The sequence below is a fragment of the Acididesulfobacillus acetoxydans genome (genome assembly GCF_902729405.1).
Lineage (GTDB): Bacteria > Bacillota > Desulfitobacteriia > Desulfitobacteriales > Desulfitobacteriaceae > Acididesulfobacillus > Acididesulfobacillus acetoxydans.
Genome location: NZ_LR746496.1, coordinates 3,353,867 through 3,373,520 on the forward strand (window position 1 = coordinate 3,353,867; position 19,654 = coordinate 3,373,520).

Annotated in this window: 18 protein-coding genes; 5 read left to right on the forward strand and 13 right to left on the reverse strand. The window is 51.9% G+C overall.

What is annotated here, in order from left to right; translation table 11 throughout:
• Positions 1 to 202: 202 nt before the first annotated feature.
• Positions 203 to 1,489: an LCP family protein gene (locus MNU25_RS14940; protein ID WP_240985793.1), complete on the reverse strand. Its 1,287-nt coding sequence runs from the start codon at positions 1,487 to 1,489 to the stop codon at positions 203 to 205.
• A gap of 297 nt (positions 1,490 to 1,786) precedes the next feature.
• Here MNU25_RS14940 and MNU25_RS14945 point away from each other — a divergent pair, with 297 nt between their 5' ends.
• The 3 genes from MNU25_RS14945 (at position 1,787) to MNU25_RS14955 (ending at position 5,325) form a co-directional block, all read left to right on the forward strand.
• The gene (locus tag MNU25_RS14945; RefSeq protein WP_240985794.1) at positions 1,787 to 3,472 is read left to right on the forward strand and encodes an FAD-dependent oxidoreductase; all 1,686 of its coding nucleotides are present in this window, start codon (positions 1,787 to 1,789) and stop codon (positions 3,470 to 3,472) included.
• Between the two features lie 419 nt (positions 3,473 to 3,891).
• Entirely contained in the window at positions 3,892 to 4,221 is a 330-nt protein-coding gene (locus MNU25_RS14950) for a nucleotide pyrophosphohydrolase (protein WP_240985795.1), read from the forward strand.
• A gap of 189 nt (positions 4,222 to 4,410) precedes the next feature.
• Positions 4,411 to 5,325 carry a polysaccharide deacetylase family protein gene (locus MNU25_RS14955; protein ID WP_240985796.1) on the forward strand — a complete coding sequence of 305 codons (915 nt, stop codon included), beginning with the start codon at positions 4,411 to 4,413 and terminating at the stop codon, positions 5,323 to 5,325.
• 65 nt (positions 5,326 to 5,390) lie between these two features.
• Here the strand turns inward: MNU25_RS14955 and MNU25_RS14960 are convergent, their stop codons facing one another.
• From MNU25_RS14960 to MNU25_RS15015, 12 genes are all read right to left on the reverse strand, one after another.
• Positions 5,391 to 5,726, reverse strand: coding sequence for a thioredoxin family protein (locus tag MNU25_RS14960; protein ID WP_240985797.1), 336 nt, complete (start codon positions 5,724 to 5,726; stop codon positions 5,391 to 5,393).
• 36 nt (positions 5,727 to 5,762) lie between these two features.
• Positions 5,763 to 6,788 (reverse strand): threonine aldolase family protein, encoded by a 1,026-nt coding sequence (locus MNU25_RS14965; protein ID WP_240985798.1) that lies wholly within the window; start codon positions 6,786 to 6,788, stop codon positions 5,763 to 5,765.
• 145 nt (positions 6,789 to 6,933) lie between these two features.
• Entirely contained in the window at positions 6,934 to 7,992 is a 1,059-nt protein-coding gene (locus tag MNU25_RS14970) for a class I SAM-dependent methyltransferase (protein ID WP_240985799.1), read from the reverse strand.
• A 258-nt stretch (positions 7,993 to 8,250) separates the two neighbouring features.
• On the reverse strand, positions 8,251 to 8,880 hold the full coding sequence (locus tag MNU25_RS14975) for a corrinoid protein (protein ID WP_240985800.1): 630 nt from the start codon (positions 8,878 to 8,880) through the stop codon (positions 8,251 to 8,253).
• Between the two features lies 1 nt (position 8,881).
• Positions 8,882 to 9,151 (reverse strand): hypothetical protein, encoded by a 270-nt coding sequence (locus tag MNU25_RS14980; RefSeq protein WP_240985801.1) that lies wholly within the window; start codon positions 9,149 to 9,151, stop codon positions 8,882 to 8,884.
• Positions 9,152 to 9,286: 135 nt separating this feature from the next.
• Positions 9,287 to 10,297, reverse strand: coding sequence for a uroporphyrinogen decarboxylase family protein (locus MNU25_RS14985; protein WP_240985802.1), 1,011 nt, complete (start codon positions 10,295 to 10,297; stop codon positions 9,287 to 9,289).
• Positions 10,298 to 10,333: 36 nt separating this feature from the next.
• The gene (locus MNU25_RS14990; protein WP_240985803.1) at positions 10,334 to 11,563 is read right to left on the reverse strand and encodes a sugar ABC transporter permease; all 1,230 of its coding nucleotides are present in this window, start codon (positions 11,561 to 11,563) and stop codon (positions 10,334 to 10,336) included.
• Positions 11,556 to 13,094, reverse strand: coding sequence for a xylose ABC transporter ATP-binding protein (locus tag MNU25_RS14995; RefSeq protein WP_240985804.1), 1,539 nt, complete (start codon positions 13,092 to 13,094; stop codon positions 11,556 to 11,558). Before MNU25_RS14995 ends, MNU25_RS14990 begins: the two co-directional genes overlap by 8 nt.
• A gap of 215 nt (positions 13,095 to 13,309) precedes the next feature.
• A complete protein-coding gene (locus MNU25_RS15000; protein WP_240985805.1) occupies positions 13,310 to 14,368 on the reverse strand; it encodes a sugar ABC transporter substrate-binding protein in 1,059 nt (352 codons plus the stop codon).
• Positions 14,369 to 14,491: 123 nt separating this feature from the next.
• Positions 14,492 to 15,565, reverse strand: coding sequence for a LacI family DNA-binding transcriptional regulator (locus MNU25_RS15005; RefSeq protein ID WP_240985806.1), 1,074 nt, complete (start codon positions 15,563 to 15,565; stop codon positions 14,492 to 14,494).
• 697 nt (positions 15,566 to 16,262) lie between these two features.
• Positions 16,263 to 17,795 carry an FAD-dependent oxidoreductase gene (locus MNU25_RS15010; RefSeq protein ID WP_240985807.1) on the reverse strand — a complete coding sequence of 511 codons (1,533 nt, stop codon included), beginning with the start codon at positions 17,793 to 17,795 and terminating at the stop codon, positions 16,263 to 16,265.
• A 243-nt stretch (positions 17,796 to 18,038) separates the two neighbouring features.
• Entirely contained in the window at positions 18,039 to 18,299 is a 261-nt protein-coding gene (locus tag MNU25_RS15015) for a HEPN domain-containing protein (RefSeq protein ID WP_240985808.1), read from the reverse strand.
• 69 nt (positions 18,300 to 18,368) lie between these two features.
• Here MNU25_RS15015 and MNU25_RS15020 point away from each other — a divergent pair, with 69 nt between their 5' ends.
• Entirely contained in the window at positions 18,369 to 18,698 is a 330-nt protein-coding gene (locus tag MNU25_RS15020) for a transposase (RefSeq protein ID WP_240984238.1), read from the forward strand.
• Between the two features lie 44 nt (positions 18,699 to 18,742).
• Positions 18,743 to 19,630, forward strand: coding sequence for an IS3 family transposase (locus tag MNU25_RS15025; protein WP_240984237.1), 888 nt, complete (start codon positions 18,743 to 18,745; stop codon positions 19,628 to 19,630).
• Positions 19,631 to 19,654: the final 24 nt, after the last annotated feature.

Genomic DNA, 19,654 nt, shown 5'->3' on the forward strand with positions numbered 1-19,654 from the left:
ATTTCAGCCCCGGGGCAGATGATCTTAGAACATCAGCCCTAGGGCAGATATTCCCGGAAAACCAACGGCTAAAATTGGCCAAAGTCGCTTCGCAGTGAAGCATAAGCAGAGTTAGCTTAGCCATGCAAGGCATAAAATGACACATGACTTCAATTATCTATCGCGTCTTCCGCGGTCACCTCTTCCGTGGCCGTCTTTTGGACTAAGACGGGTAATAGACTGTAACCTTGTCGACTGTCTGAGAGGGCAAAACCAGCTCATTTCCCGTTCCCAAGCTTCTCGCTGCGGCCAGGGCGGACATGAGCTGCCCCGGCGGAAAAGCGACTTCCACCCGGTTGACCCCGGCGGCGTCTCCCTGCCAACGTGTATTAAACCCCGCCTCGCGCAATTGGTCTGCCGCGGCTTGGGCACCGTAAACATCCACTCTCACTGCCTGGGGAATGGGCAGGGGAGGCAGTCCGGTCGAAGCCCCGACCGAGCCGTACTTTTCTAGTTTTTTGCTAATCTCCCTTGGGTCCAGCACATCATAGTAGGCACCGGACAGGTATCCTTCCCGGTTCACACCGTCCAGCGGTACGCCGGCGATATCCATCGAGTCTTTGACCGAACCGAGCCGTACCTGCTCAATCTTCGAACCGGATACTTCCAGCCCCAGGCCGAGCAGCATAGGAGTAGGAACGTTCGTCACCACATCATGCTGCCACGCTTCGTGCAGTTTCCGTATTTCCGAAAGACTAACCCCCTCTGTCAGCAGCTTCTGTTTAAGCAGGTTGAGTACCTGCAATTCCGCCTCCTGCCTTTGAAAATCATCCGTCCGGTAATTGTTTCCGGCGGCATTTTGACGGACACGAATAAAAGCCAGGGCCTCCTGGCCGTTCAAGGTCTGTAAACCCGGGTAAAAATCGGCCTGACTGTGCTCGGGATCATAAAGCCGCTGCGGAATATTCACTTTTATCCCGCCAACCGCATTGATGGCGTCTTCAAAACCCTTAAAGTCTGTGGCGATATAATCCTTAATTTTCAAACCCGTGAGTTCCGAAACCCTTTTCATGGCCTCAGCGGGCCCCTGCTCCGGACTCTGCCGCAGACCCAATTCAAAGGACGATTTAATTTTCGGAATGGGCTCCTGCCAGTTGGGCATAGCAACCAGCGTATCGCGGGGAATAGAAATCAGGCTGACCACATGGGCATCCGGATCGATGTGAGCCACAATCAAGATATCCGCCTGTCCGCCGGCACTGCCCAGAGACAAAGGATTCGCCGCATCCCTGGCATTATTTCCGATCAAAAGCACATTGACCGGCCCTTTCTGCCCGCTAACCGTGCGCGTAATCGCCTGCCCCACACTGGCCTGCACCTGTTTGATACCGGTTTTACAACTTTTGACCAATTCCTGCGGATATTTTAAACCGATCACTGCCAGAAGAATGACGACCAGCACGGGCAGAAGTCTTTGCAAAACTCTGTAATATTTGTTCAGTTCATTCACACCTCACCCAAGCAAAATTATGGCGATGACAGGGCCTTGTCACCTTTATAGCATAGGACATTTTTCGGCGATTTATTCGTACCTGCGAAAGATTATCTTGTCCTCGGGCCGCTGCTTAAAAACGTCGTTGACATATGACCAAAACTCACTAGAATAGTAGGTGGCATATGCCATATATGATCATCTGCTCAGGCGGAATCTTCCTAAAACACACTGCCTGCACAATGGCAATGCGGAGTTTCGTGAAGTTTTCACTTTTTCTCAGTCGGATAAATTTCATAGCTAGGGAGGATCACCATGAGAGAACGCAAAATTATCATCATCGGCGGGGTAGCCGGTGGAGCGAGCGCAGCGGCGCGTTTACGCCGGCTGGATGAAAAAGCCGAGATTATCATGCTGGAGCGGGGTGGGTACATTTCCTTTGCCAACTGTGGGCTTCCTTATTACATTGGCCAAGTGATCCCGGAAAGAGATTCCCTTCTGGTTCAAACTCCGGATCAGATGAAAGCGCGCTTCAACCTCGATGTGCGCATTCACAGTGAAGTGCGGAAAATCGAACCTCGGGAGCAGTGGATAGAAGTTAAAGGCCCGGATGGCGGGATTTACCGGGAAACCTATGACGAGCTGATCCTTTCGCCGGGGGCCGGTCCACTCCGCCCGCCTATCCCCGGACTCTCAGAGCTGCCTTCTTTCAGCGTGCGCAACATGGAGGACATCGACAGCATTTATAACTATATCAACACGCACAAGCCCAAAAAGGGGGTAGTCGTGGGAGGCGGCTTCGTCGGCCTGGAAATGGCGGAAAACCTCTTCCGCCTTGGCATTCGGGTAACCCTGGTAGAAAAACAGCCTCAGGTGCTTCCTCCCCTGGACTACGAAATGGCTGCCATCGTACACGAGCATATCCGAGAGAAAGGCATGGAACTTATCTTGGGGGACGGGTTAAAAAGCTGCACCAAGAAAGGGAACAGCGGAGAAGCCCTCCTGCTCAGCGGCCGCAAAATCCAAACGGATTTTCTCGTTCTCGCCTTGGGAGTTAAGCCTGAGGTGAACCTGGCCAAAGCGGCGGGTCTCGAGATCGGCCGTTTGGGCGGAATCCGCGTCAACGAGAAATTTCAAACGTCCACTCCCCACATCTACGCCATCGGGGACGCGATCGAGGTCCGGGATTTTGTCACTGGGCAGCCGACCCTGATTCCACTGGCCGGCCCGGCCAACAAACAGGGACGCATGCTTGCGGATATTCTATGCGGTCAAACCCGCGCTTATAACGGTACCCAAGGGACGGCAATTGTACAGATTTTTGATTTGGCAGCCGCGACCACCGGCTCCAACGAAAAGACCCTGGTCCAAGCAGGGCTGCCCTATCAAGTTTCTTACACTCACCCCGCCTCATCCGCCACCTATTATCCGGGAGCACAACCCCTTCATATTAAGCTGCTCTTTCATCCGCAGACCGGCAAGCTCTATGGGGGACAGGTCGTCGGGCAGACCGGAGTCGACAAAAGAATCGACGATTTGGCGGCCGCAATCCGGCACGGGGACACGGTATCCGACTTGGCCCTTCAGGAGTATGCTTACGCTCCGCCTTTCTCTTCTGCCAAGGACCCGATTAATCTTGCCGGCTATGTGGCAGACAACATCGTTCAAGGAAACCTGAAAGTAATCCACTGGCAGGAGATAGACCGGCTGAACCAAACCTCCGCCTGGATCCTCGATGTCTGCACCCCGGAAGAGTATGCCGAAGGCCACATCCAAGAGGCCGTAAATATCCCCGCAGATGAACTGCGCGGGCGTTTGTCGGAGATCCCCAAAGACAAAGAAATTGTCATCTATTGCAAAGTGGGACTGCGGGGTTATGTGGCCTACCGGATGCTGACCCAGCACGGTTTTACCAGGGTGCGCAGCCTGAGCGGCGGCTGGCTCACCTATGCGCCGGTCGCCCGGGAAAACGCCTTACGCTTGGCCTGCACGGCCCGTTGACCAAGACAGATCCGGTTTCGCTTAATTAAGCTGAGTCGCCATCGGAAACTGTGCCGCTACAGCGGCCAACCGTTGGCAGCGGCGAGATCAGGCGAAGAGGCTCGCCAGCCGAGCCTCTTCGCCCCCCTAAAAAGACAGCGCCGAACCTGAGAAATATTTCCCACACCGGCGACCCGAAAGGGTCGCTTCTGTGTTTCCCTGCATTTATCTGACAATGTAATTGCCGAATTTGTAGTCGCTTAGAACCGCGTTTCTTTTTTCGATTTACGCTTATCTGACAACGCAATCACCTGATCTCCCCCTCCGTTTAAAGTGATGCCTGCCAGAAAAGCCGCCGAAGGCATATAAATTTGATGCGCGCCTCCCTTCCCATACCTGTTGATAAGTGCTATTCTACCTGTTGCAAAGGAGGAATACCCTTGGACAATCTGATCAAAAAAATCCTGGCATTCAGGGACGCCAGGAATTGGTCACAGTATCATAAGCCGAAAGATCTGGCCATTTCCGTAGCCCTGGAGGCCGGCGAGCTGCTGGAAAACTTCCAATGGCGAACAAATGAAGAGGCGGTGACCGAGAAGTTTGACAACATCAAAGACGAGCTTGCGGACGTTTTCATCTATCTGTTCTTACTCTCAGACCGCCTGGGGATAGATGTTAAAGCAGCCATCGAAGACAAACTCGTTCAAAACGAACTCAAATACCCCTTGCGCAAGGCCTACGGCTCGCGCAAAAAGTACGATGAGTTGTAAGCGGCGGCGGAACGAACCCTGTTGAGGCCGAGGCCCGACAACGCTAGGGGGGGTGTGACTTGCATAAACGTTGGAACGAATACTGTTGACGCCAAGGCCCGATTGGCTTACGATAGGTCTGGTTAATTCCCGTTGACTGCCGGTTGCTTTCGATCGTGTTCACCTATTGGGTCGATGGAGGGATAGGTTATGCCGGATGATCAGCCGCGAAAACACATATACGGAAATCCCCGCCTCAGGCAAGTTCTCATAGGCTTAGTTACTCTCTGTATCGTTATTGCGCTGCCGATTCTGCTTTACCCGCAGCGCACGGCGATTGAACCCTTGCAGCCTCGTCCGGGGAGTCATGGACCCTCGCCCGGACAGCGCTCCGAATCGTTGACGCAGCTGGGTTCCACGTTAAAATCCGGCGGGCCCGTGCAGGTAATCTACAACCTTCCCGGCAAAGAACGGGTTGTATACATCACAATGGACGACGGTTGGTTCCCTAATGAAGACATAGTAAAGTTAATGCGGGAATATCGCATACCCGTTACCACCTTTTTGATAGAACAGGCCGCCCGAGAGCATGCGGCTTTTTGGCACGAATTCGTCAGTGCCGGCGGGCGGATCGAAGACCACACCTTCAGTCATCCTTTCCTGACGCACTTGCCTCCGGCCGCAGAAGAGAGCCAGATCGCCCGGCCCTTGGCGTATTTTCGACAGTTTGGTCCGGTGCCGGATGAACTCCGGCCACCCTATGGGGATTTCAATTCCACGGTTGAACAGGCTGCTCGCGAGGCCGGAATCAAATATATTGTCATGTGGGACGCCGAAATGGAACAGTCTAAACTGACGACCGTCCACAAGCAAGGACTGCAACCGGGAGACATCATCCTTTTGCACTGGGTGCCCGGTGTGGACCGGGAAATGCTACAACTCCTGAACATTATCCGCGCAAAAAATCTGGGGATAGCAGACTTAAGTCAAACACTCGCGGGAGGTTCTCCCCCTATATGCCGGTTGACGTCTCCCGTCCCGGTTCCGGCAACATCAACACACCAAACAGTCCCCGAGGCGGCCTATCGCGGAACGCAAATGCGGCAAAAGAGCAAAGGGGCTTAAAACTTTTCCGCAGACGTACGCCACGCGAGCAACGATCAGTGAACGCATTCAGCTAAAGCTGAACATCACGATAGTGTCCTGTGCAAAACATTTAAGGTTCTTTCGACTCTTTGAAAGTCAATGAAACGGCTCTCTCTGAGGATTTCTTTGCCCTCATACATCATCAGAACCGTAGGCACTGTAAAAACCAACATTTGCCCGGCGATTTCCGGGTGCTCGTCGATATTGATTTTCGCAACCTTAATCAATTGGGGACTTACCCGGATCATTAACTTGGGAAAAACGGCCCGGCAGACATTGCAGCTTTGGGAAGTAAAATAAAGGACCAAAGCCTCCTCCTGAGCCAGAAGCCGGCGGAGTTGTTCTTCCGACCGAATAAGAATATCTGCTTCTGCGTTCACGGTTTTTATCTCCTGTAGTCTTCTAAATCGCCATTTTCAAAGGCAGGCAAGTAATTTCTCAATATCACGCTCTTGTGTGGCCCAGCTTGTGGCAAAACGAACCACGGTGTGATTGGAATCAAGATTCTCCCAAAAGCCAAAAGAGACGTTCTTGGCTAATCGCTCCATTTCTTTATTCTCTAATACGACAAACTGCTGATTGGTAGGGGACTCAAAGTAAAGGCGATAACCCTTCTCCATAAAGCCCTCCTTCAGTTTCTTAGCCATGTCGATGGCGTGTTTAGAAATTTGCTTGTATAAATCATCCGTAAACAAGGTATCGAACTGTATCCCCAACAAACGACCCTTAGCCAAAAGTGCGCCGTGTTGCTTAATGATCGTGAAGAAATGAGGAATCAAATTCGGTCTTGTGATTACAACCGCTTCTCCAAACAGAGCACCTACTTTGGTCCCGCCAATATAGAAAACTTCACAGTTGTCCGCTATTACTTCCAATGTCACATCCGTGTCCTCTGCCATCAATCCATACCCCAAACGGGCGCCGTCCAAGAAAAGCGGCATTCCATGTCTTTTACATACCGCACTGAGCCGTTTCAATTCCGTTTTTGTATATAATGTCCCATATTCGGTTGGATGAGAAACGTATACCAACCCCGGTTTCACCATGTGCTCATTGTTGGCATCGCAGTTGAAGGTGTTAATATAGGTCTCGACTGCCTCCGCACTTATCTTTCCGTAGGTGTGCGGGAGTGCTAAGACTTTATGGCCACCGGCTTCGATGGCTCCGGCTTCGTGCACATTAATATGACCCGAGTCCGCGGCCAGAACGCCCTCATACGATGAAAGCAAAGAATCGATTACAGTAGCGTTCGTCTGAGTTCCGCCTACCATAAAATGTATTTCCGCCTGCGGACAATTACATGCTTTACGGATCTTTTCTCTGGCGCTCTGAGAATACTTGTCTAATCCATAACCGGGTGCTTTCTCCATATTGGTCTCCAGTAAACGCTGCAAAATTAAGGGATGGGCACCCTCCAGATAATCACTTTCAAAATATTGCATGATTAATTTCCCCTATCAAAAAACATATACCATAAAAACCTGAACACTCGCAAAAGGATAAGTACACCCTCCATCTTGGCCCCAACAGCCGCAAGGCCTTGAAAACAAGCAACCTCCCCAACAGTTTCAGCTTTAGCCCCTGATGCTAAAGTTTTTCTGCCAAAACCATATGCTCAAGTTTTGCCGCGGCAAGTTTACGGCCCGTCGGCTTGATATAGCGCTCGGACATCTGGCTGTAGTCAAGATCTTCAATAAGCTTGTAACCGTAAGCGGACAAAAAAGCATCTACTTTATCAGGGTTCATGCCATAAATAAAAAGATTGTTTTTTACAAAGCGCTTGTAACCACTTTCCCAGCCAAAGAGATTTTTGCCGTCTATGAAATCTTGATGGATATACGTAAATGTAATTAAGCTGCCGGCCTTGGCTTGAGAGAGAAACGAGAAAATGGAATCAATGCCATCTTTTGTGAGATATTGACTGACTGCTTCCCAGATGAAAAATGCCTTTTTGCCTGGGTCAAAACCGTTTTTTACCAATATGTCCATAATATTTTCCCTGTCAAAATCAATCGGGACAAGCTTAATGTTTGAAGGGATTTGCTTTAAGGCGCGGGTAAAAGCTGCTAGCTTTGCCTCAATGTTTTGCTGTTGATCCAATTCCCAAGCGGGTAAATGTTGTATCCCGCTTAATCTGTACAGGCGCGTATCAAGGCCCGCACCCAAATTAACAACCTGTTGTACCTGATCAATTGAATCAAGCAGCTTTTCATCTATATAGCGCTTTCTGCACAGTAACCCGCCCCACATACCGGGAGCAGCCTTCTTTTCGGAAGCACTGATCACTGATTTCATAAAGGGCTTCATCATTGTTATAAAGAACTTCATGCCGGTCGGCTGTATTTTGTACGATAATTCGTCGACCAAGATACGTTCCCCGATAGGAAGATTCTGCTCAAGCGCCGATAATATTGTCGGCTCCGAGCCGGTTTTGGCGGCCTCTTTAGACATAGCTAAGAAACCTCCTTCCTTAATGACGCAAATCTGGCATTTTTCACTTGCGATTGTCACCGGTTTTTTCAGCTTTTCAATTATAATTATTAATTTTTCCCAGCTACAAATAAACCATTCATAGTGTTCGCTTTCTGACCCTTGATTGGCAAAGCTGCCGAGAGCCCGAACCGTTCTTTCCGCTTCCCCGGCCACTTCCAGACTCTTGGGCGCTGACTCCCAGACGCAACAACGCTCATACGGCCCGCGACATTGTATAATAAGGTCGATAAGGTTGTCAAGACAATTTTTGGGGCTTGGGGACTGGTGAAGGCACGCTTATTTTGACATTGCGAGCTCATGCCCTTCGGGCACGAGCTCGCAAATCCTGCATACGGGCAACACCAGCGAAGTTGTGACTTCGCTGGTGTTGCCCCGCGTATCTAATTTACACCGATTCGAGACTCTCAGCGTTTACGAAGCATACCGCGCGAACACGTGCACCGCCGTTCCCGCATCCGGCGCGTAACCGTCCGCGCCAATCTCTGTGGCGTATTTCTCGGACACTGGGGCGCCACCCACCAGCACTTTCACCTGGGAACGCAATCCCTCTTGCTCCAACAAACCGAGCACCGTCTTCATCGAACCCATGGTCGTGCTCAAGAGAGCAGAGAGTCCGATCGCCGCAGGCTTTTGCTCCTTCACCGCCTTGAGAAACTTCTCCGGCGCGACGTCTACCCCCAGGTCGACCACATCCCAGCCCGCCCCTTGGAGCATCGTTCCCACCAGGTTTTTTCCGATATCGTGAAGATCTCCCTTCACCGTTCCGATGACCACTTTACCCAGGTACTTCCGTCCCGCTTGCAGGATCAGCGGCTCGAGAATTTTAAGGCCCGCTTTCATTGCCCGGGCCGCTATCAACATTTCCGGCACGAAGATCTGGCCTTCTCTGAATCTTTCCCCCACCACATTCATGGCGCTGACCAATATTCCCTGTATAATGTCGTCAACCGCGAGTCCGGCCGCGAGCATCTCCTCCACACCCCATGCCGTCCCGGCTGCGTCCCCTTTGATGATCAAATCTTTGATTTCGTTTGCTCGCATGTCAAATCATCCGCCTTTGCATTTTTGGGTTTCTATAACGAAGAAAAGTAGCTACACGGCTCAAGTCGTTGTGGAGTGTCACTGTGCGCTTCTCTAAATTGCCGAGTTCGGCCAGTTCAATGATCTTCATCGTCTGCCTGGCTTCTCCGGATTTTACGGCCAACTCGGAGCCCCTGGCGATAGCCTCGGCGGCATTTCCGTAAAATGCCTGGAAGCATCTCGGCAGGGTCTCAAGGAGACACACAACATGCATGTGGTTGATCTCGCGCATCGAGCCTTCCCCATTTGTGCCCTTGGCTCGACACCCCAGGCGCCATCCGGCGCCGGGCCTTGCCCCGCGCGCAAGAGGTCCTCCTGCGGATCGAAGCCGCCTTTAACGAATGAGCCTAAACCTTGTCGGCCCGGATCAATAGCGGGGATAGTCGCGCAAGGCCTCGGCGATCGCTTTCAGATTCTCATGCGGAGTCGAGAGGGGAATCTCGCAGCCTGCCATGATCAAGGTATTGGCATCCCCCGCGTCCAAACACTTCCAGACTGCTTCCCGGATACGGGCCGGCGTTCCTTGCTGCACCACGGCCACGGGATCAAAATTGCCGCAGGCAGCCGCATATCCCCGGTAAGTTTCACAGGCCAGCTTGAAGTTCACTTTCCAATCCACATCAATGATATCCGCCCCGCTCAGTTTCATCAAGTTTAAGATCGCCGTCGTGTTCCCGCAGATATGGAGTCTGGCCAAAGCCCCAGCCTCATGCACGGCGGCAATTAGGCGCTGCTCGTAAGGCAGAGCGAAAGCCCCGAAAAGATCCGGACCGAGTAAGGAGGCGGCGGCATCCCCCATTCCTATGAGGTCCGCGCCGGCCTTGATTTGAGCCACCGCCGAGCGAATCTCCGCCTCCAGGCAGATTTCCAGCAACTGATGCAGCTTCTCTGGGTGATCGTAGACATCCAACATGATCTCATTCATCCCGCGCAGGTCGACGGCCTCGGCAAAAGGCGCCTCCACCCAACCCATGATCGGATATTCGGATCCGGCTTCCCTTTTGTATAACTCAATGCCTTGGATGCGGTCTTGCATGCGGGTTGAGCGGTAAGGGTCAAAGATCTGCAGTTTTGGCAGATCCTCATAACTTTTTAAAAGATTATCCGAACAGAGGGGAATATCATCCTCCGGAAACTCCACCTTGCCCCCAAAATCGAAAACTTCGCGAAACGGGTCGGAAATAGCCCCGAGGATGTCTAAGTCAAAATCTTTGGCTACTCGCAGGTTGGACTCTACCAGAACCTTATAGTCCAAGTAGAACTGAGATTGCGGTTTGCCGATATAAAGCGGGGCAAACGCCATAATAAGATTGCAGTTCGGAGCTCTGTCCACGGGCTTGCCGGCCAGTCGTCTCGTGAGTCTTTCCTTTGAGTTCATCTCTTTCTCCTCCACCCTTCCTTGACCACTTCGAGCTTACGCTGCGCGCTTGCGGCTGGCAATGTCAACCCAGACCGCAAACAAGAGGATCAACCCCTTAGCCGCATATTGTAAAGAAGCATCTGCATTCATGAGACTTAAACCATTGTCGATGCTGGCCATGACCAAAGCCCCGATAATGGCGCCGTAGACACTTCCTTCCCCTCCCATCGTACTGGCGCCGCCGATGATAGCCGCGGCGATGGCGTCCAGTTCAAACAGGTTTCCCGCGGAAGCGCCGGCGGCGTTCAAACGGGCCGTGAAAATGATACCGGAAACGGCTGTCAGAGCACCCATAATGATGAACAGGAGCATGGTCGTCCGCCGGATGTTGATGCCGGAGAAGCGGGCCGCTTCCTTGTTGCCCCCAATGGCGTAGATGTGCCGGCCGAAAACTGTCTTCTCAGCAACAAAGTTAAACAACACGGTTAAGGCCATGAGAATCAAAACCGCGTAAGGGATCCCCATATAGTCCGTCATAATGCCAAACACGAAGGCTATCACCAACGAGGTGACCGCCAGGCGCAGCCCGAACAATTTTCTGTCGGGAACTTCAAAACCATACTTGACTCTGTTTTTCCGCAACCGGATTTGCCAGAAGACATAAAGACCAATTACCGCCAGCCCCAGCAGGGCACTCGAATCATTGATCGGTGACGTGCTGATCAGCTTCGGCAAATATCCCTGGCCGATTTCCTTGAAGGAATGATTCATCGGACTGATCGTCGCCCCGCCCGTGACCCTAATGACCAGGCCGCGGAACACCATCATCCCCGCCAACGTGACAATAAAGGCTGAAACTCCCCTGTAAGCGATCCAATACCCCTGCCAGATACCCACCAAGATACCTGCAGCCAGGGTAATGATGATCACCGGAACGGTACCCATGTTCATGTTGACCTGGAGATAACCCGCAATTGCGCCCATCAATCCCACCAGGGAGCCGACCGACAAATCGATGTGTCCGGCCACGATTACTAAGACCATGCCCACCGCCAAAACGGCAACGCTGACTGACTGCAGAAACAAGTTGGACAGGTTACGCGGCTCAATAAACATGCCACTGGTCAAATACGTGAATACCAGCCAGATACCAACCAACAATACGACCATGGTGTACTCGCGCATGTTGGTGCGCAAAGATTGCAGCACGGCCGTTACAAAGGGATCCCCTGCCGTGTTGCGCCCAGTTTCGCGCTGGACCCCCGTCTCCTTTCGTTTATCCACGCTTCATGCCTCCTGTCGCATAGGACATAATCTTCTCCTGGGTGGCTTCGGACGCCGCCATCTCCGCCACTATCCTACCCTCGTGCATCACGATGATCCGGTCGCTCATGCCCAGTATCTCGGGCAGTTCGGAGGAGATCATAATAATGCTGACTCTTTGTTTAACAAGATCGTTCATAATATGGTAAATCTCGTATTTTGCCCCCACATCGATACCCCGGGTAGGCTCGTCCATGATGAGGACTTTAGGGTTTGTCATCAGCCACTTGGACAGGACAACCTTCTGCTGATTTCCTCCGCTCAGGTTCTGCACTCTTTGTTCCAGAGTGGGAGTTTTGATGCGCAGGGAAGAGACAAAGTGATTGCTGTGCCGGATCACTTCATTTTGATTGATTACCTTCAGCTTGGTCACAGACTCGTAGCTTGCCAGCATGACGTTGTTTTTTATATCCATCATCAACACGAGACCATTATTCTTGCGGTCCTCCGAAACGTAGCCCAAGCCAGACTTGATGGCCTCGCGGGGTGTTCCCGGCTTTAGTTTCTTCCCGTCAAGAAAGATCTCGCCGCTAATCCCTCGTCCGTAAGTTCCAAAAATGCTCGTGGCCAGCTCGGTGCGCCCGGCGCCCATCAGCCCCGCCACTCCCAATATCTCGCCTTGTCTCGCCTCAAAACTGATGCCCCTAAGGGCAACTTTGTCCGGGACATCCGGATCGTGAACGGTTAAATCTTTGACTTTGAGTATTACCGGACCCGGGACATGCTCCCGGCGCGGAAAGCGCTGGGTCAACTCCCGCCCCACCATCAAGGAAATGATTTTGTTCTCACTCATATTTTCTGCCGATTCGGTAGCTATGGTTCTGCCGTCACGCAGAACAGTAATCGTATCGGCAATCTGCAGCACTTCGCTCAATTTATGGGAAATATAAATGCAGGTAACCCCTTTCTTCTTGAGCTCCAGCACGATCTGAAGCAGGTTGGCGCTTTCGGTTTCCGTCAGTGCGGCTGTCGGCTCGTCCAGAATCAAAATCTCAGCATTCTTGGAAATCGCTTTGGCTATTTCTACCAACTGCTGCTGCCCAATCCCCAGATTTTTCACCTTGGTGCTTGGGTTGAGCTCCAGGCGAACCTCCCGCAGGGCTCTTTTCGTTAACTCGTAGGTGTTGTTCCAGTCGACAATACCCCTCCGTGCAATTTCGTTGCCCAAGAAGATATTTTCGCTGACTGTCATCTGCTTTACCAAAGTCAGCTCCTGAAATATGATAGCCATGCCAGTCTTCTCACTGTCTTTTAAACTACGAAAAGACTGCTCCGCTCCCCTGATGAATATCCGGCCCTCATACTCGCCGGCTGGGTACATCCCGCTGAGTATTTTCATCAGAGTGGATTTTCCCGCCCCGTTTTCTCCCACCAGAGCGTGTACCTCACCCCATTTCACCCTCAGGTTAACATCTTCCAGGGCTTTCACCCCGGCAAACTCTTTCTTAATGCCCACCATTTCCAGCACATAGTCACTCTGGATGCGATCCATCGTTTCACCCCCCGTTCAGACGGGGAAGAGGGACACAGCATCCGCCATCCCCCTTCCCTTGCCGGAACTTTTCCTGTCCATGACTCGGAGCACTTTCTTGCGGTTTCGTAATTCGGCGGGACTTTTCCATCCTTGCCCATTACCTAACGATCATCTTTTACTCATCTTTTACTCTTCATCCGGCGATCATTTCGTGCCCACCGCCTGCCCGCAATCTACTTCTTGTAAACATCCGCTTTTTTGAGATAGCCGCTGTCAATGAGAACCTTGTCCAAGTTCGATTTCTCGACCACGACCGGTGAAAGTAAAACCGAAGGTACTTCGATTTTGCCGTTGTTAATCGTACCGTTCGTCGCGGGAGCTTTTCCTTCAACCATTTTGAGGGCTGCGTCCATAGCCGCTTGGTCTTCAACCCGCGTGTCTTTAAAGACGGTCATAGATTGGGTCCCCGCTAGGATCCTTTGGGCTCCTGAGAGGGTCGCATCTTGACCGGTGACGACCACTTTGCCTGCTAAGCCCTGAGCCGCCAACGCCTGAATGGCGGCCCCAGCCGTATCGTCATTGGGAGCCAAAATCCCCTGAACATTGTTTTTAGCCAAGGTCAGTGCATTTTCCACGATCTTCATCGCGTTGTCCGGCTGCCATCCCTGAATCGCCTGATCCGCTACGATGTGGATATCTCCTTTGTCAACCAGCGGTTGGATATACTTCATAGCCCCTTTCTTGAAAAGCAAAGCATTGTTATCCGTGGGATCGCCAGACATGACAATATAGTTCCCTTTTGGGGCATGCTGGGTTAAATACTTCCCTTGTAGTTCACCCACCTTCTCGTTATCAAAGGAAACGTACAAGTCATCGTCGGCGCCCGTGATGAGGCGGTCAAAAGAGATCACTTTGATTTTAGCAGCGTGGGCTTGCTGAACGATGGCCGCTGCGGCCTGAGCATCATTAGGCGCTACAATGAGTACTTTAACGCCTTGGTTGATCAGACTTTCGCACTGAGACAGTTGTTGCCCCGAGTCATCGTTCGCGACCTGAACCCTGAGATCAATCCCCATCTTTTTCGCGTCCGAAATCATCTGATTCTTGTCCAGAACCCAGACGGCCGTGCTTTGTGTAGGTAAAGACAACCCGATTACCGGCTTAGGACCCGAGGATTTACCGGAATTACCGGAATTGCCTGAAGACTGGGCCTGGCCGCAACCGGACAAAGCCAACAGAATCAGTGCCACGAGGGCCAGCCCCGCCCCCCACTTTCTCAACCCTTTTTTCATTAAACCGTTCCCCCTTTTTCCTTCGTGTTTTTCACAGGTCTTACGAGATCTTCTTTGGTCTCCGAGTGCGCTGAGGCATCACCTCCTTCCGTGCTCGTGCACAGTTCGTCGCCCAAAAAACTCCTAGTTCCGTGGCAACCCCCCCTCACCGTTGAGCATCTCGATTAGAACGACTTCCGGCCGGCTGAGAACATAAGGATGCTTCGGCTTCAAGCCGGCCTGGAGGTAGTCAAAGAGAATCCGAATGGGCTGGTACCCCTGCTGAAAAGAATTCTGAGTGATACAGGCGGTAACGACATTATTCTTCAGTAGACGGCTGACCTCCTCATTCACGTCAAACCCGATGAGCTTAATTTTCCCTTCCCGGTGTTGATCGACGATGGCCGCCCCCACAGCCGCAGTGCAGGAATTGGTCACGAAGATTCCCCTCAAATCCGGATGATCGCGGATGATTCTCCCCGTCAGCTCGTAGCATCTTCCGCTGTCGTCCGCGTTCTCCCAAGTCCCCACCGTGGTCATGTTCTCTTGGCCCATGCGGCCCACGACCTCCAGGAATCCTTTCCTTCTCGCCTCCGTGTCCTGGGTGCTCAGGAACCCGGTCAGGACGCCCACCTCTCCCGCGCCGTCCAGGAACTTGTACATGAGTTCACCCGCCACGCGGCCGCCTAGATACCCATCCAGCCCTACATAACAAAGCCTCTTGCTGTCGGGAACATCCGTGTTAAAAGTCACCGTCGGGATCCCGGCTTCACTGGCATTATCGATGAGCGCACGGACGAGATGCGGGTCCGTCGGGGTAATGGCTATGCCCGCCACCCCGTCATTCAAGGCGTCCTCCAGCAGCGCCCTTTCCCTGAAACCGTCACGGATCTCAGAAAAATAGAATTTTATCTCAACTCCGAAATCCGCCAGTTCCCCGGCCGCAGTTTCGGTTCCCAGGATCACCTGACCCCAGAAACTCATGGGCGTCCTCGGCACGATGAAGCCAATCGTATAGCGGTCTTTCTTGACCAGAGCCCTGGCGATCCGGTCCGGCTGATAATCCAGACGCTGCACAGCATCCAGGATCAAAGCTTCTGTCTCCGGATTGACCCCCCCGCGTTTATGCAAAACCCGGTCGACCGTGCCCCGGGAAACATTTAGCTTTTCCGCAATATCCTTGATCGTAACCCTTTTCATCGTCGTTACCTTTTTCATAGAAAACCTCGCCATCGTTTAGTATATCGGAAGGTATCAACCCGGGGGAGAAAAACTGTAACTTCGGCCACTTGCAGAAACGTAGCCGAAAGCCAAAGGTGCCGTCTTCCGTGCTCGTGCACGGCCTTTACAGAATATATTCGCGGCCCAACCTGAAATTCCTTCTTGCCTTTGCGAATTTTCGCGATTTTTTCAGATCTTTTATCCCGCTTCTCGTAAGCCACTATGTCGGTGGCGATAACCTTTTGCGTAGTTCGAACCTTGGCGTGCCCGCTTCCTAACTGATCATTTCGGCGGGAGAGGGAATACGACCGTACATCAAAAAAACTCCACACAAATTCCGCACATCATACGACGCATCGTGGGAGATCCAATTCTACTTTGACATTGGCTACGGCCGCTTCCCGGACATAGAGAGCGTGAGATTTCATTGTATTTGTTGTGCAAGTCGGAACTTGGCTGAATACGCGGCATAAAACTTCGCCCCTTTCCGCATTTTGGTATCTCGATATTATAACGACTATACACAAATATCGATATGCGTACAGTAGGAGTTTTTTACCAATCGGCGGACGAATGGCTAAGCCTGATAACGCTTTGTGAACGCGTTCCCGGACAGATCCTTCTTGCTTGGCGAGGAATTTCACAGAATCACGGTTTAATGTCAGCTGGCAAATTGAGCTCATGCAAGGCTGCTTTAGTCTGAGCGCCCCGGCTGTTCAGGCAAAACCAGATCTCTTTTTTCCAAGGCCTGCATGGCCGGCCCTTCCAGGACCTCACCGTCCAAGCCAAAGCGCGAACCATGGCAGGGGCAATCCCAGGAGCTTTCGGCGTTATTCCATCGCAGCTCACAGCCGAGGTGGGTGCAGGTCGTATCTACGGCATGAACCTGCCGTTGTGCGTCTATATAAACTCCGGTTTTTTCCCCATCTACGTTCGCCAAGACCGCTTCTCCGGGTTGCAGGTGGATTGCCCCCTGTCCCGGCAGGAGTTTCCCTGCGATTAAATTAAAAGCGACATCAGCGTTTTGGGCAACAAATTGCATAGCAGCGGGAGCCGTAAACCGCGGCGGACGATAAACGTCTTCCCAGGGGGACTCACCTTTGACAATCAGGTCGCGCAAAAGAAGTCCGGCGACCGTCCCCCCAGTCATGCCCCATTTGCGGAAGCCAGTGGCCAGGTAAATGTCGGGATGCCCCGCTGTCATCCGTCCGATATAGGGCACATCATCAAGCGTCGAGACATCCTGCGTTGACCAACGCCAGGAAAACTCTTCCACAGGGAAAAGTTCTTGTGCAAAAGTCATAAGGTTGTAATAGTGTTCGGCCAAATCCTGGCCGTGGCCGGTTTTGTGCTTTTCGCCGACGACGAGAACCCTTTCTCCGTCAGCCGTCGGCAGAGCGCGCAGCGAACGCGCCGGTTGTTCCGCATTTATGTACATCCCACCAGGAAAGGGCACTGCGATCTTGGCCGCAACGGCATAGGCCCGTTCGGTATAGAGGCGGGTAAAGTAAAGGCCTGGGAAGTTATGGCAAGGGTAGTGGGTCGCGAGAATGACCATCGGAGCCGTAACTTTCTTTTGATTTACGGTCAGCAAAGTATACGGACCATCCCCTTGAATGTCGACGACTTTGGAGTTCTCAAAAAGGAAACCGCCTTTTTCCCTGATTATGGCCGCGAGGGCCAGCAGATACTTGCGCGGGTGAAACTGTGCTTGCGCATCGAAACGTAGGGCGGCTTTAACCGGTAAGGGCAATGGGATCTCCGTTTGATAAAAGGCCTTAATCCCTAACGCGGCAGCCACCTCTTGCTCCTGCTCTATTTTGGGAATAAGCGTTTCCTCGAGCGTATAAATATAGGCTGCTTGACGGCTAAAATCACATTCAATCTTGTTTTCTTCGATCAATTGTGTGACGAAACGAATCGCTTCTTCGTTGGCTTCCGCATACTGCCGGGCTTTTTCTTCCCCCATTTGGTTTCTTATCTGCGCATAAATCAGCCCATGCTGAGAAGTCAGCTTGGCAGTGGTGTGTGCCGTCGTCCCCCTCACTATCCTATCCGCATCCAGAACGACGACGTTCAGGCCCTCGTTCACTAAGAGGTAGGCGGCCGTAATTCCTGCTATCCCTCCGCCGACCACGGCGACATCGGCCTTCCTATCTTCGTCTAACGATGGGTAATCCGTCGACGGCGTGGAAATTAGCCAAAATGATTCAGGCCGTTTTGCCATAAACTCATCTGCAAGACCGCGTTTTTCCATCTATTCATCCGACCTTTTTCGCTTGATCGGTAAAAGAATGCCCGCAGTTTTCAAGTTCTATGCAAGGCTGTGTAAAGGGATACGACGGGTCAGGTAGAGCGGCAACGACTGGGGCGGGTATTTCAGCGCCGACTCATTGGGAGTAAACGCAAGAACCGGCATGTGGCTTTGACCGGTTTTGCGACGGGCCGCCATTCCTCGCTAACTGTTCCCCTAGTTCTTATCTATTTCATCCCTACAGAATACAACAATATCACGAGCATAATTCAGTGCTTTACGTGACAGTTCCTTGCTCGGCATCCCTTCAGGAGTTATTCCTACGATAGCATCAGGATAACGGGTAGGGGCATAATACTGGTTGAGCGTGGCCATTTGAACCATGAAGCCAGAAAAGGAAGAGTCTATCTTTTTACACAAATTAATGAGTTCTACCAAGTTATGAGTTCTTGGGGAAGAAACCTTGTTATGTATCAACTATAAAGCCCCCTAACCGAACTTGAGCCATAGCCCCTTATAGGGTACACTGAAGATGTGGAGGGGGATATGGTGAAGCGTAATCGATACTCAAAAGAATTTAAGACCGAGGTTCTTCGAGAGGTACGGGAGGTCGGCAACGCGGTTCCCGTAGCCAAAAAACATGGGATAAGCGTTGGGCTAATCTACCGTTGGGGAAAGCAGAGTGAGCACAAGGCGTGGGGACAGGCTTCGGACGAGGCAAAGAAGATAGCGGAGTACCTTCCGTCACCCAAGGAATTTCGCGAGCTCGAGGAGGAAAACGGAAGGCTCAAATCGATTCTTGGAGAAAAGGACCTTGAGATCGCAATTTATCAGGATCTTCTAAAAAACCGCCAGCCCGGCTTTCCGAAAAAATAGAGGTTGCTGAGCAATGGATTGACCGGGGATATGCAGTAGCTCATGTGCTCAGAATTGTTGGTGTCAGCGAAGCAACGTACTACAACCGAAGGAAATCGGAACAGGTACCTAAGCAGGAGCGTGAAAACAAGGGGGGACGCCCACGTCCAGGTTATTGCCGAACCCAAGAGGGCAAGCTAATCAGTGACGAAGAGATCAAAGAATGGCTTCTGGAACTTGTGGCCGGAGAGGAGGCTGCGTATGGCTACCGAAAGCTCACCTTAAGCTTAAGAAGGCAAAGGAATCTGGTTATCAGCTTTAAAAAAGGCTATCGGCTCTGCAAAGAGCTGGATATTCTGGAGGCGGCTAAGCGTTTACGAGTCAAGCATCCCCGCCGGATCGCAAGAAATCGAGAGATAACCGCACCGAATCAACTCTGGGAAATGGACATCAAGTACGGATACATCCGCGGAGAAGACCGATTCTTCTTTCTCATGGGCATTCTTGACGTGTATGACCGCAGTCTGGTCGATTACCATATTGGTTTAAGCTGCGAAGGAAAACACGCCGCCCAGACCTTGGAAAGAGCTCTCTGGCGTCGGCGAATATTTGGAAGCTCAAATGAGCCCGTGATCCGGACAGATAATGGGCCGCAGTTTATTAGTCATATCTTTGAGACCGCTTGTGAAAGTTGGGGTGTAGAGCACGAGAGAATTCCGCCGAAGACACCGAACAAGAACGCTCACATCGAATCGTTTCACTCCAACCTAGAACGGGAATGCCTCTCAAAACATGAATTTGGCAGTTACGCCGAAGCGTATGAGGTAATCGTTAACTATCTTGACTTCTACAACAAACGCCGTTATCACGACAGCCTTTACGACCTGTCGCCTGAAGAATTCCAAGAAAAGCTCAGCAAAGGAGAAATCAAACGCTTTGTGGTGAAAGTTTAAGTGTGCTGATGTGCAGCAGAGGGC

Bases quoted from the DNA above. Each gene is read 5' to 3' on its own strand.
- MNU25_RS15010 (WP_240985807.1), bottom strand. From the start codon at position 17,795: ATGGCAAAACGGCCTGAATCATTTTGGCTAATTTCCACGCCGTCGACG.
- MNU25_RS14965 (WP_240985798.1), bottom strand. From the start codon at position 6,788: ATGCAATATTTTGAAAGTGATTATCTGGAGGGTGCCCATCCCTTAATT.
- MNU25_RS14975 (WP_240985800.1), bottom strand. From the start codon at position 8,880: ATGCGAGCAAACGAAATCAAAGATTTGATCATCAAAGGGGACGCAGCC.
- MNU25_RS15020 (WP_240984238.1), top strand. From the start codon at position 18,369: ATGGTGAAGCGTAATCGATACTCAAAAGAATTTAAGACCGAGGTTCTT.
- MNU25_RS14945 (WP_240985794.1), top strand. From the start codon at position 1,787: ATGAGAGAACGCAAAATTATCATCATCGGCGGGGTAGCCGGTGGAGCG.
- MNU25_RS15005 (WP_240985806.1), bottom strand. From the start codon at position 15,565: ATGAAAAAGGTAACGACGATGAAAAGGGTTACGATCAAGGATATTGCG.
- MNU25_RS15000 (WP_240985805.1), bottom strand. From the start codon at position 14,368: ATGAAAAAAGGGTTGAGAAAGTGGGGGGCGGGGCTGGCCCTCGTGGCA.
- MNU25_RS14980 (WP_240985801.1), bottom strand. From the start codon at position 9,151: ATGCGCGAGATCAACCACATGCATGTTGTGTGTCTCCTTGAGACCCTG.
- MNU25_RS14955 (WP_240985796.1), top strand. From the start codon at position 4,411: ATGCCGGATGATCAGCCGCGAAAACACATATACGGAAATCCCCGCCTC.
- MNU25_RS14995 (WP_240985804.1), bottom strand. From the start codon at position 13,094: ATGGATCGCATCCAGAGTGACTATGTGCTGGAAATGGTGGGCATTAAG.
- MNU25_RS14985 (WP_240985802.1), bottom strand. From the start codon at position 10,297: ATGAACTCAAAGGAAAGACTCACGAGACGACTGGCCGGCAAGCCCGTG.